10 protein-coding genes are annotated in these 12562 nt (G+C 68.6%); all 10 read left to right on the top strand.

Features of this window, described 5'->3' with window-relative positions; genetic code table 11:
• Window positions 1-91 precede the first annotated feature (91 nt).
• The 10 genes from IEY89_RS26545 (at window position 92) to IEY89_RS26590 (ending at window position 12561) form a co-directional block, all read left to right on the top strand.
• Window positions 92-1027, top strand: a complete 936-nt coding sequence (locus IEY89_RS26545; protein WP_189150016.1) for a carbohydrate ABC transporter permease — start codon at window positions 92-94, stop codon at window positions 1025-1027.
• Window positions 1024-1923, top strand: a complete 900-nt coding sequence (locus IEY89_RS26550) for a carbohydrate ABC transporter permease (protein ID WP_189150017.1) — start codon at window positions 1024-1026, stop codon at window positions 1921-1923. The genes IEY89_RS26545 and IEY89_RS26550 overlap by 4 nt, the downstream gene beginning before the upstream one ends.
• Window positions 1920-3218, top strand: coding sequence for a pectate lyase family protein (locus IEY89_RS26555; protein WP_189150018.1), 1299 nt, complete (start codon window positions 1920-1922; stop codon window positions 3216-3218). The genes IEY89_RS26550 and IEY89_RS26555 overlap by 4 nt, the downstream gene beginning before the upstream one ends.
• Window positions 3215-4402: a Gfo/Idh/MocA family protein gene (locus tag IEY89_RS26560; RefSeq protein WP_189150019.1), complete on the top strand. Its 1188-nt coding sequence runs from the start codon at window positions 3215-3217 to the stop codon at window positions 4400-4402. The genes IEY89_RS26555 and IEY89_RS26560 overlap by 4 nt, the downstream gene beginning before the upstream one ends.
• On the top strand, window positions 4402-5253 hold the full coding sequence (locus tag IEY89_RS26565; protein WP_189150020.1) for a DUF6807 domain-containing protein: 852 nt from the start codon (window positions 4402-4404) through the stop codon (window positions 5251-5253). Before IEY89_RS26560 ends, IEY89_RS26565 begins: the two co-directional genes overlap by 1 nt.
• Entirely contained in the window at window positions 5250-6827 is a 1578-nt protein-coding gene (locus tag IEY89_RS26570; protein ID WP_189150021.1) for a glycoside hydrolase family 43 protein, read from the top strand. The genes IEY89_RS26565 and IEY89_RS26570 overlap by 4 nt, the downstream gene beginning before the upstream one ends.
• A gap of 33 nt (window positions 6828-6860) precedes the next feature.
• Window positions 6861-8861, top strand: coding sequence for a pectinesterase family protein (locus IEY89_RS26575; RefSeq protein WP_189150022.1), 2001 nt, complete (start codon window positions 6861-6863; stop codon window positions 8859-8861).
• 51 nt (window positions 8862-8912) lie between these two features.
• Window positions 8913-10250 carry an ABC transporter substrate-binding protein gene (locus IEY89_RS26580; protein ID WP_189150023.1) on the top strand — a complete coding sequence of 446 codons (1338 nt, stop codon included), beginning with the start codon at window positions 8913-8915 and terminating at the stop codon, window positions 10248-10250.
• Between the two features lie 138 nt (window positions 10251-10388).
• Entirely contained in the window at window positions 10389-11189 is an 801-nt protein-coding gene (locus tag IEY89_RS26585) for a rhamnogalacturonan acetylesterase (RefSeq protein ID WP_189150024.1), read from the top strand.
• Window positions 11190-11241: 52 nt separating this feature from the next.
• Window positions 11242-12561, top strand: coding sequence for a pectate lyase family protein (locus IEY89_RS26590; protein ID WP_189150025.1), 1320 nt, complete (start codon window positions 11242-11244; stop codon window positions 12559-12561).
• The last annotated feature ends 1 nt before the right edge of the window (window position 12562 follow it).

The raw sequence follows: 12562 nt of genomic DNA on the forward strand, positions 1-12562 counted from the left end.
CGGCAGCGCACACCCCTGCACAGGGAGAAAGCGCTTCCCGGTCGACGCAGGCACGACGCACGCACGACGTAACCGAGAACGGAGAACAGTCATGGCCCAAGCCGCAGTCGTGGCGAAACCGCCCGCGCCACCCCGGCGGCGGCGTGCCTCCGCGACGCCGCGAAGGCTCCCCTATCTGCTGATCGCACCGGCCGCCCTGCTCATGGTGGGCTTCATCGCCTACCCGGTCATCAGCGTCTTCTACTACAGCCTGCAGCACTTCAACCCCACCAAGCCGTGGCGCAACGGCTTCGCGGGTTTCGACAACTTCACGCACGCCTTCACCGATGACCCCATGTTCTGGGACACGCTGGTCTTCAGCGGCAAGTGGGTCGTCGTCGAGGTCGGCCTGCAGCTGATGTTCGGTCTGGCGCTCGCGCTGATCGTCAACCAGACCTTCGTGGGGCGGTCGATCGGCCGCGCGCTGGTCTTCTCGCCCTGGGCCGTCTCGGGCGTCCTCACCTCCGCGATCTGGGTGCTGCTCTACAACTCCCAGACGGGCATCACCCGTTACCTCGCCGACATGGGCATCGGGACGTACGGCACGAGCTGGCTGTCGGACACCTCCACCGTGTTCCCGGCGGCGATCGTCGCCGACCTGTGGCGAGGCGTGCCCTTCTTCGCGATCCTCATCCTGGCCGACCTCCAGTCCGTATCGAAGGACCTGTACGAGGCCGCCGAGGTCGACGGCGCCAGCCGGTTCAAGCAGTTCTGGCACATCACGCTGCCGCACCTCAAGGACGCCATCGTCCTGTCCACGTTGCTGCGCGCGGTCTGGGAGTTCAACAACGTCGACCTCCTCTACACCCTCACGGGCGGCGGACCGGCCGGCGAGACCACGACACTCCCGCTCTACATCGCCAACACCAGCGTCGACGCCCACAACTTCGGCTACGCGTCGGCCCTCACCACTGTCGCGTTCGTGATCCTGCTCTTCTTCTCGATCGTCTACCTGCGGCTGAGCAAGTTCGGAGGGGAGAACAAGTGATCACCAAGGAAGCCACCGTGATCGTGCCCACACCCGTGGACGACGTTCCCGAGCCGCCGCGCCCGACCAGGAAGCAGCGACGCGCCTGGGACGAGGCCCCGCGCTGGCAGATCTACCTGCCCCTCGGGATCTACCTCGTCTTCACCCTCATCCCCTTCTACTGGATCCTCCTCTTCGCGCTGCGTCCGGCGGGTTCGACCTCCCTGGTCCCCTGGCCGATGACCTTCGACCACTTCGACAAGGTGTGGACCGAGCGAAGCTTCGGCACGTACTTCGAGAACAGCATCCTCGTAGGCCTCGCCACCCTGGTGATGACGACACTCGTCGCCCTGGCCGGCGGATACGCCCTCGCCCGCTTCGACTTCAAGGTCAAGCGCGCCTTCATGCTGGCCCTGCTCTGCTCCCAGTTCGTCCCGGGCGCCCTGCTGTTGGTGCCGCTGTTCCAGATCTTCGCCGAGCTCCAGATGATCAACTCGCTGGGCGCGGTCATCATCGCCGAGACGGTCTTCCAGCTCCCGCTGTCGATGATCCTCATCAGCGGATTCATCAGGAACGTGCCGTACTCCCTGGAGGAGGCTGCCTGGGTCGACGGCTGCAACCGCTTAACCGCGTTCCGCATCGTCGTACTGCCCTTGCTGCGGCCCGGGTTGATCGCCGTCGGCTCCTTCGCCTTCGTGCACTCCTGGAACCACTTCCTGTTCGCCCTGATGTTCCTCAGCGACCAGAGCAAGCAGACCATCCCGGTCGGCCTCAACACCCTGATGAGCGCGGACAGCGTCGACCTGGGCGCCCTCGCGGCGGGCGGCATCATCGCCGCCGTACCCGTGGTGATCGTCTTCGCCTTCATCCAGAAGTGGCTGATCACCGGCTTCAGCGCGGGGGCGGTGAAGGGATGAGGCGCCTTCTGCAAGTATCCGCCGCCATCGGCCTGTTGGGTGCCGTACTGAGCACCCCGGCCGGAGCCGACGCCCGTGACGTCAGCCGCGACACCCTGCCCGCGAACGACGGCTGGGCCGCCGCCGAGGGTGGCACCACCGGGGGCGCGGCGGCGGACGACGCGCACGTGTTCACCGTACGCAGCCGCGCCGAACTCGTCAGCGCCCTCGACGGCGGCAGCGCCACCCCGAAGATCATCCGCGTCGCGGGGACGATCGACGTCAACACGGATGACGAGGGCGGTCACTTGGGCTGCCGCGACTACGCGGGCGGCACCGGCTACACCGTGAAGAAGTACCTCGCCGCCTACGACCCCCGCACCTGGGGTTCCGCCAGGCCGAGCGGGGTCCAGGAGGAGGCCCGGCAGGTCGCCGCGGCGCGGCAGGCCGAGCGGGTCGTGCTGCCCGTCGGGTCCAACACGACCATCGTCGGGCTCGGTTCGGGAGCCGTCCTCAAGGGCGCCAGCCTCCAGGTCGGAAACGCGGACAACGTGATCGTCCGCAACCTCGAACTCCGCGACGCCTACGACTGCTTCCCCGTCTGGCAGCCCAACTCCGGCGGCCTGGGCGACTGGAAGACGGCGTACGACACGATCTGGCTGAACGGCGCCACCCATGTGTGGGTCGACCACGTCACCGCCTCCGACAAGGGCCACGCGGACGCCGACGAGCCCACCTACTTCGCCCGCAACTACCTGCGCCACGACGGCCTGTTGGACATCACCAACGGCTCCGACCTGGTCACCGTCTCCTGGAGCCGGTTCGCCGGCCACGACAAGGCGATGCTCATCGGCAGCGGCGACACGGCCACCGGTGACCGCGGGAAACTCCGCGTCACCCTGCACCACAACGAGTTCCGCTCGGTGACCCAGCGCGCCCCGCGCGTCCGCTTCGGACAGGTGCACCTCTACAACAACCGCTACCTGGTCGACCACGGCGACGACTACCGCTACTCCATCGGAGTCTCCACCGAGTCCGCCGTGTACGCCGAGAACAACGCCTTCACCACCCCCGGGCACGTCGAGGCCGCCGACCTGGTCAAGAGCTGGAACGGCACGGCCCTGCACCAGACCGGCACCCTCTTCAACGGCTTCCCCGTCGATCTTCTGACCATCTACAACGCCTACAACTCGGGCAGCGAGCGCGACCTCACGGCCGACGTCGGCTGGACGCCTACCCTGCACACAAAGATCGACAGCGCCGACACGGCCGACCGAGAGGTGGCACGCGGCGCGGGCGCAGGGAGGCTCACATGAACACGACACCGACGGCAGCATCGACGGTGACCTCGCTGGTCACACCGGTTCCGGTGGTTCTCGCGGGAGCGCGCGGCCACGGCCACTGGCATCTGGCGAACATCCGCCGGCTCCAGGACAAGGGGCTCGTACGGCTGGCGGGCGTCTGCGAGCTGACCCCGCTGACCGACGAGGAGCTGGACGGTCTCGGCGCGCCCGAGCAGTCCGCCGACTTCGGCGCCCTCCTCGACTCCACCTGCGCCGCCATCGCCGTGATCTGCACGCCGATCCCCACCCACACCGACCTCGCGCTCATCGCCGCCGCCAAGGGCGTGCACCTGCTGCTGGAGAAGCCGCCGGCGCCGTCGTACGCGGAGTTCCGCCGGATGGCCGACGGGATCGCGGCTGCCGGGGTCGCCTGCCAGATCGGGTTCCAGTCGCTGGGCTCGCACGCCCTGCCCGCGATCCGGGAACTGATCTCCGAAGGCGCCATCGGCACGGTGACCGGTGTCGGCGGGGCGGGCGCGTGGGCGCGCGACGAGGCGTACTACCGGCGCGCGCCCTGGGCGGGCAAGCGCAGGCTGAACGGTGTGGACGTCATCGACGGCGCCCTCACCAACCCGCTCGCGCACGCTGTCGCCACCGGACTGGCCCTCGGCGGCAGCACCCGCGCCGAGGACGTCACCGGCATCGAGACCGAGCTGCTGCGCGCCAACGACATCGAGTCCGACGACACCTCGTGCGTGCGCGTCAGCACCGCGAACGGCGTCCCGGTCACCGTCGCCGCCACTCTGTGCGCCGAACACCCGGACGACCCGTACGTCCTCGTGCACGGCACCAGCGGCCGGATCACCTTCTGGTACAAGCAGGACCGTGTGCTCCTCCAGCGCTCCGGACACGGCCCGGCGGAGTACGAGTACGACCGCACCGACCTGCTGGAGAACCTCGTCGACCACCTCACCGAGGGCGCCGAACTGCTGGTCGTGCCCGACGAAACGGGCGCCTTCATGCGGGTCGTCGAGGCGATCCGACAGGCCCCCGACCCGGCCGAACTCCCTTCCCGGGCTTGGGAGTTCGCGCCGGGGGAGACCCGTCGACGGGTGGTACCCGGCATTGACGGCCTCGTCTCTGCCGCCGCCGACACCCTCTCCCTCTACTCCGAGCTGGGCGCCTCCTGGGCGCTCCCGAAAGAGGTGAGCACCTGATGAACCAGATGCCCAACGAGTCGCTGGTCCTGCGGGTCGCGGGCCGCCCGGTCGGCCGCTACACCGGTCGGCCGGAGCTGCCGCCGCGCCACGCGCCCCGCCCGTATCTGCACCCCGTCACCACCCTGGCCGGCACCGCTGTCACCGAGCTCAGCCCCGCCGACCACACCCACCACCTCGGCGTCGGTGTCGCCATACCCGACGTCGAGGGGAACAACTTCTGGGGCGGGCGCACCTACCTACGCGACCAGGGGCCGACCGAGCTGGACAACCACGGCTCCCAGCGGCACACCGCCTACCAGCTCCGCGACCCCGACGGCTTCGTCGAGGAACTGCGCTGGATGGTCGGCGGCGGCGAGCTGCTGCGCGAGCGCCGCACGGTCTCCGCCGCCGAACTCACCAGCACCGCATGGGCGTTGGACTTCACCTTCTCCCTCACCAACATCACCGCCGCACCCCTCTCCTTCGGCAGCCCCGCCACCAACGGCCGCCCCGGCGCGGCCTACGGCGGCTTCTTCTGGCGGGCGCGCAAGGAAGCCGGCACTCCTCACGTCTTCACGGCCGCCACCGAGGGCGAGTCGGCGGTCCACGGCACCCGCGCCGACTGGGTCGCCCTCGCCGGCGCCACCTGGACGCTCGTCTTCGCCGGCGCGACCGAACAGACGCGCCGTGACCCGTGGTTCGTCCGGGCCGAGGAGTACCCGGGGATCGGCTCGTCGCTCGCCTTCGACGAGCGGCTGCCGATCGGCCCCGGCGAGACCGTCGTACGCCGGATCGTCACCGTCGTCGCCGACGGGCACCTCGACCGGGGCGAGGCCGCCGCTCTCGTACGGAAGGCGGTGAGCCAGTGATCACCGGTGCCGATCTCGGTGACGGGACCTACCGCAACCCCGTCCTGAACGCCGACTGGTCCGACCCGGACGTCGTCCGCGTCGGCGACGACTTCTACCTCACGGCCTCCAGCTTCGGCCGGGCGCCCGGCCTGCCCCTTCTGCACTCCCGGGACCTCGTCAACTGGACCCTCGTCGGCCATGCCCTCGAACGCCTGCGCCCGGCAGCCGAGTTCAGGGTCCCCCGCCACGACTGCGGTGTCTGGGCACCTTCGCTCCGGCATCACGACGACCGGTACTGGATCTTCTGGGGCGACCCCGACCACGGCATCTTCCAGGTCAACTCCCCGGCGATACGCGGCCCTTGGACCGAACCGCACCTGGTCAAGGAGGGCAGGGGGCTCATCGACGCGTGCCCGCTGTGGGACGAGGAGACCGGCGAGGCGTATCTCGTGCACGCCTGGGCCAAGTCCCGGTCGGGCATCAAGAACAGGCTCACCGGTCACCGGATGCACCCCGAGGGCACGGGACTTCTCGACGAGGGCAAGGTGATCGTCGACGGCGACCGCATTCCCGGCTGGTTCACCCTTGAGGGCCCGAAGCTCTACAAGCACGACGGCTGGTTCTGGATCCTGGCGCCCGCCGGGGGAGTGGAGACCGGCTGGCAGGGCGCCTTCCGCTCCCGTGACTTCTTCGGGCCGTACGAGGAACGGATCGTCCTGGAGCAGGGGGAGACCGAGGTCAACGGGCCCCACCAGGGCGGCTGGGTGCGCACGTCGGTGGGCGAGGACTGGTTCCTCCACTTCCAGCAGCGCGGTCCGTACGGCCGTGTCGTGCATCTCCAGCCGATGAGCTGGGGCGGGGAAGGCGCTGACGGCTGGCCCGTCATGGGGGACGCCGGTACCCCTGTCGCCGTACACCGCAAGCCCGATCTGCCGGAGCAGCCACCCGCCGTACCCGCCACGGACGACGACTTCCCCGGCGGGCGGTACGGCCGGCAGTGGCAGTGGACGGCCAACCCTCCCCCACTCTCGGCTTCGCTCGACCGGGGGGACCTCCATGCCGGCTGGGCCACCCAGCACTCGGGCGATGGGCTACGGCTGAGCTGCGTACGCAGTGCCGACGCCCATGACCTGCGGAAACTCCCGAACGTCCTCACCCAGCGGCTGCCCGGCGTCGCATGCGTGGCGGAGGTGGAGCTGCGGCTCGACAGCGAGGAACCGGGCGCCCGGGCCGGGCTCGCCGTGCTGGGGGACGCCTTCGGCTGGATCGGGCTGGAGCGTGCCGACGACGGGACGGTTCGGCTCGTCCACCGGTTCGCCGAATCCGTCGCCGAGGGGGAGCGGGACGCCGATCATCCGCGGGTGGCCCCCGAAGGGCGGGTCCGGCTGCGGATCGGGATCGGGGCGGGGGCGCGCTGCCGGTTCGCGTACGACCTCGGTGCCGGGGACGGCTGGGAGTCGTCCGGGCCGGTGTTCGCGGCCACCCCCTGGCGCTGGGTCGGCGCCCTGCTCGGCCTCTTCGCGCTCGTGCCCGTCGGCGGGGGACAGGCCGGCGCGGCCACGTTCACGCAGTTCAGAGTCACCTCTCCGTAACTCACCTCATTCGTATGCCTGTTGGGAGCCGCAATGACGCACTTCCCTAGCAAGCGCTTACTGGGCGCCGGTGGACCAGTCGGCAGAACCCTGGCAACCGTGGTGGCTCTGGTGGCCTCCTTGGCCCTCGGAGCGGCCGGTGAAGGAACGGCCGCCGCCTCCACGGCCAAGGGCCCGGTGACGGCGGCCCCCCGCTGGACCGACCAGGCCCATGGCTTCGCCTCCCTCGCCGGCGGCACGGACGGAGGCGCGGGCGGCAAGGTCGTCACGGTCACCGACCAGGCCTCGCTGGTGAAGTACGCGGCGGCCGAGGAGCCGTACGTCATCCGGGTCGCGGGCTCGATCGCCGTGGCACCCTTCGGGACGGATGTCGTCGTCGCCTCGAACAAGACGATCATCGGTGTCGACGACAGCGGCGAGATCGTCCACGGCGAGCTGCACCTCAACCCGGGTACCAGCAACGTGATCATCCGCAATCTGACGATCCGTGACTCGTACGTCGAGGGCGACTGGGACGGCAAGACGACCGACTTCGACGCCATCCAGATGGACACGGTCGACCACGTCTGGATCGACCACAACCGCTTCACGCACATGGGCGACGGGCTGCTCGACATCCGCAGGGACAGCCAGTACATCACCGTCTCCAACAACCAGTTCGCCCACCACAACAAGGCGTTCGGGATCGGCTGGACCACCAACGTCCTCACCCAGATCACCATCGACCACAACTGGTTCACCGGCACGAAGCAGCGCAACCCGTCCGCCGACAACTGTGCCTACGCGCACCTCTACAACAACTACGTGTCGGCGCAGGTCTCCGACGGCGATCCCGTCTGGACGTACGGGAACTGGTCGCGCGGCAGGACGAAGATGGTCATCGAGAACAGTTACTACGACGGCGTCCAGCACCCCTACCAGGCCGATACCACCGCCGAGTTGGTGCAACGCGGGTCGATCCTGAGGAACGTCAGCGGGCGGCAGGACGCATGGGGCACCGCCTTCGAACCGCGTGACTTCTACGCCTATCGACTGGACCCGGCCGTCGCCGTGCCCGCGCTGGTCAAGCGCTTCTCCGGGCCGCAGCAGCGGATCGGCGCCGCGGTGACGCTGCACGTTCCCGCCGACCACCCGACCGTCCAGGCCGCCGTCGACGCCGTGCCCGCCGGGAACGCCAGTCCGGTGACCATCGCCGTCGCGCCGGGAACGTACCGAGAGAAGGTCCTCATCCCGGCCGGCAAGCCGAACATCCTGCTCCAGGGGACCGGCCGGCACCGCTCCGACACCGTCATCGTCCACAACACACCGGCCGAGTACGGCGGTTCGACGGGAAGCGCCACGGTCCGGATCGCCGCGAGCGACGTCACCGCCCGCAACCTCACCTTCAGCAACGACTTCGACGAGGCCGCGGTCGAGCTGAAGGGCGAGCAGGCGCTCGCGATGAAGACGACCGGTGACCGGATCGTCTTCGAGAACACCGCCTTCCTGGGCAACCAGGACACCCTGATGACCGACAGCCCCAAGCTGGACGTGATCAGCCGCGTCTATGTCCGCGACTCGTACATCGAGGGCGACGTCGACTTCATCTACGGGCGTGCGACCACCGTCATCGAGCGGTCGGTGATCCGCGCGCTGAGCCGCGGCTCCACCACCAACAACGGCTACATCACGGCCGCTTCGACCTGGACGGGCAATCCGTACGGCTTCCTGATCACCCGCTCCGAGGTCGTGAGCGACGCGCCCGCCGGCTCCTTCCACCTCGGCCGGCCCTGGCACCCGGGCGGCGAGCCGAACGCCGTGGCCCAAGTCCTCTTCCGGGAAACCGGGTTGCCCGCCGCGATCAAGGCCTCGCCATGGACCGACATGAGCGGCTTCCCGTGGAAGGACGCGCGCTTCACCGAGTACCGGACCTACGGGCCCGGCGCCCAAGTCACCGCCGACCGGCCTCAGATGACCGAGGCGGACGCGGTCACACACACCGTGGCCGACTACCTGAACGGTACGGATGGCTGGGCCCCGTACGCCCGCCGCTGACCCCCCACAACTTCACAGTTCCGATTGATCCAGAAGAGAGAGTGCCGACCAATGAAGATCAGCATCCGCAGAAGCAGGCGCGCGGCCGTCGCCGTCGCCCTGGGTTCCGTACTCGCCCTGACCGCCACCGCCTGCGGCGACGACGGCAGCGGCGCGGGCGGGGACAAGGGCAACGAGGGCTCGGGCAAGGGCCAGATCACCTTCTGGGACAACAACGGCGGTGTCCGTACCGACGTCTGGAAGGAGATCATCGCCGACTTCGAGAAGGCCAACCCCGACATCGAGGTCAAGTACGTCGGGATACCGTCCGACAGTATCCAGTCCAAGTACGACACCGCGATCCAGGGCGGCGGCCTGCCCGACGTCGGCGGGGTCGGCGCGGCCATGCTGGCCGGCATCGCCGCCCAGAACGCCCTGGAGCCGCTGGACGACCGGCTCGCCGGCAGCTCACTGAACGGCAAGCTGACGCCGGGCATGATCGACAGTGTGCGCAGCGCGGGTGGCGGCGACGAACTGTTCACCGTCCCGACCTCCGCGAACAACGGCACGCTCTGGTACCGCACCGACCTGTTCGAGGCGGCGAAGCTGGACCCGCCGACGACCTGGTCGAAGTTCTACACCGCCGCCGACAAGCTCACCGACGCGGGCAAGAACAGGTTCGGCTACACCATTCGCGGCGGCGAGGGGTCGATCGCACAGGCTCTGGACGCGGTGTACGGGCAGTCCGGCATCACGTCGTTCTGGAAGGACGCGAAGACCACCGTCAACGACCCGAAGAACGTCGAGGCGCTGGAGAAGTACACCGCGCTGTTCAAGAAGAACACTCCGTCCGCCGACGTCAACAACGACTTCAAGAAGATGGTCGCCCAGTGGGACAGCGGCGACATCGGCATGCTGAGCCACAACCTCGGCTCCTACCAGGACCACCTGAAGGCACTGGACGGCAAGTTCCGGGGAATTCCGAACCCGACGCAGGACGACGGAACCCGGGTTCAGGTCTCCAACCCCGTTGACGGGCTGGGGCTGTTCAAGTCCAGCAAGAACAAGACGGCCTCGTGGAAGTTCATCGAGTTCGCCGTCTCGCACGCGTCCAACAGCAAGTGGAACGAGTCCGCGGGTGCCATTCCGTCCAACACGGAGGCGGCGAAGGACGCGTGGATCCAGTCCGCCGAGGCGACCAAGCTGGCGGCCGAGTCGCTGAACAGCGGCACGATCAAGATCGTCCAGCTGCCGTACTACCTGCCCGACTGGAACACGATCTCGAAGGCGGACAACGAGCCGAACTTCCAGAAGGTGCTGCTGAAGAAGATGAGCGCGAAGGAGTTTCTGGACACGTTGGCCGAGCAGCTCAATGCTGCGCAGGCTGAGTGGAACGAGCAGATGGGCTAGGGGTCGTTCTTGTTCGTCGTCGGCCGCGGGTTCGCCGTGGCTGGTCGCGCCCCGCGGCGGAGCCGCAAACAGATACAGCCCCGCGCCCCTAAAACGGGGCGCGGGGTCCCCTGCCCCCTTTGAGAAAGGCACAACGTCGTGTCTCTTAGCCGTAGACAGGTGACCGTGGCTGCTCTGGCCGCCGTTCCTCTCGCTGCCGCTGCTTCGGAAAGTGCTTCCGCGCATTCCGGGCGCCGTTCTCGCACGATCTACATCGCCGGTGATTCCACCGCCGCCCAGAAATACGCTGACGCCGCACCGGAGACCGGGTGGGGAATGGCGCTTCCCTTCTTTCTCCAGAAGGAATCGGTTGTCGCCAATCACGCGGTGAACGGGCGTAGTTCCAAGAGTTTCTTCGACGAAGGGCGACTGGACGCCATCCTCGATGTCATCGCCCCCGGTGACTTCCTGATCATCCAGTTCGGGCACAACGACGAGAAGAGCGCCGACCCCGTCCGCTACACCGAGCCCTGGACGACGTACCAGGACCACCTGCGGCTGTACATCGACGGGGCGCGGGCCCGGGGTGCCCGGCCGGTGCTCGCCACCTCCGTCGAGCGGAGGAAGTTCGACGCGAGCGGCAACGCGCTGCCGACCCACGGCGACTACCCGGCGGCGATGCGTGTGCTCGCCGAGCAGGAGGGCGTGGCCCTGCTCGACATCCAGGCCCTGTCGATCGCGCTCTGGCAGGAGGCGGGGGTCGAGGAGTCGAAGAAGTACTTCAACTGGACGGCGACCGAGCAGGACAACACGCACTTCAATCCGCCGGGTGCCATCGCCGTGGCCCGGCTCGTCGCCGCCGGACTGGTACGGCGTCGGGTGCTGGCGCGCCGGGAGGTGCGCCGCCTCGACGACGCGATCCCGGAGTCCTGGATCACCTGGCCGTCGGCCGCCGCGTAACCGCTTCCTCTCAAGTCCTCCCAGCCTGTTCCTCCTGAAGGAGAGCCGCACCATGAACGTTCGCTCATGTCATGATCATGTCACCATGAAGGCCGCGGTCCTGCTCGGCTGCACCGCCCTCGTCCTGACCCTCACCGGCCCCGCCGCCCAGGCCGCCGCTCCGGCCCGTGACCTCGGCCGCCAGACCCTCGCCGCCGGTGACGGCTGGGCGTCCGACGCGGGCGGCACGACCGGCGGTTCGGCCGCCGACGCCGACCACGTCTACACCGTCACCACCTGGGCGCAGTTCAAGGCCGCGCTGAAGGACGGCGGCAGCGCACCCAAGATCATCAAGGTCAAGGGCATGATCGAGGCCGTGTCCGAGGGCTGTGAGGCCTTCGTCGCCGGGGGGTACGACCTCCAGCAGTACCTCAAGGACTACGACCCGGCGGTCTGGGGCAACGACAAGGTCGCCAGCGGTCCGCAGGAGGACGCGCGGGTCGCCTCCGCCGCCAACCAGGACGGCGTCATCAAGGCCGCCGTCCCCAGCAACACGACCATCGTCGGCGTCGGCAGGAACTCCGGCATCCTCGGCGGCAGCCTCCAGATCAAGGGCGTCTCGAACGTCATCCTGCGCAACCTCACCATCGAGGCCCCCCTGGACTGTTTCCCGAAGTGGGACCCGACCGACGACAACAACACCGGGGCCTGGAACTCCGAGTACGACGCCGTGGTCGTCTACGGCACCGACCACGTGTGGATCGACCACAACACCCTCACCGACGGCCGCTACCCCGATAGCGAGCGGCCGAGCTACTTCGGCAAGATCTTCCAGCAGCACGACGGGCTGACGGACATCGTGCGCGGCGCCAACTACGTCACCATGTCCTGGAACTCCTTCAAGGACCACGACAAGAACATGCTGATCGGGAACAGCGACAGCACCGCCTCGACCGACGCGGGCAAGCTCAAGGTCACCATGCACCACAACAAGTTCGACGGGATCCTCCAGCGCTCTCCGCGCGTGCGCTTCGGGCAGGTCGACGTCTACAACAACAGCTATGTGGTGACCGAGGAGCAGAAGTCCGACTACTACATCTTCGGCATCGGCATCTCCTCGCAGCTGTACGCGAGCGACAACGCCATCTCGCTGCCGGCCGGCGCCAGTGTCGGCAAGGTGCTGAAGAAGTGGATGGAGTCCCCGCTCACCGCCGAGAACAACTACGTCAACGGCCGCCTGACCGACCTGATCGCGGTCCACAACGCGGAGATCCCCGCCGAGACGCTCCAGTCGGGGGCCGGCTGGACGCCCACGCTCCGCACGAAGGTCGACCCGCCGCGTGCGGTGCCGTACATCGTCAACCGCGGTGCGGGCGCGGGCAAGGTCTGCTGAT

It is taken from the genome of Streptomyces lacrimifluminis, from assembly GCF_014646095.1.
GTDB classification, from domain to species: Bacteria; Actinomycetota; Actinomycetes; order Streptomycetales; family Streptomycetaceae; genus Streptomyces; species Streptomyces lacrimifluminis.

Bases quoted from the DNA above. Each gene is read 5' to 3' on its own strand.
- IEY89_RS26545 (WP_189150016.1), top strand. From the start codon at position 92: ATGGCCCAAGCCGCAGTCGTGGCGAAACCGCCCGCGCCACCCCGGCGG.
- IEY89_RS26555 (WP_189150018.1), top strand. From the start codon at position 1,920: ATGAGGCGCCTTCTGCAAGTATCCGCCGCCATCGGCCTGTTGGGTGCC.
- IEY89_RS26560 (WP_189150019.1), top strand. From the start codon at position 3,215: ATGAACACGACACCGACGGCAGCATCGACGGTGACCTCGCTGGTCACA.
- IEY89_RS26565 (WP_189150020.1), top strand. From the start codon at position 4,402: ATGAACCAGATGCCCAACGAGTCGCTGGTCCTGCGGGTCGCGGGCCGC.
- IEY89_RS26575 (WP_189150022.1), top strand. From the start codon at position 6,861: ATGACGCACTTCCCTAGCAAGCGCTTACTGGGCGCCGGTGGACCAGTC.
- IEY89_RS26580 (WP_189150023.1), top strand. From the start codon at position 8,913: ATGAAGATCAGCATCCGCAGAAGCAGGCGCGCGGCCGTCGCCGTCGCC.
- IEY89_RS26590 (WP_189150025.1), top strand. From the start codon at position 11,242: ATGAACGTTCGCTCATGTCATGATCATGTCACCATGAAGGCCGCGGTC.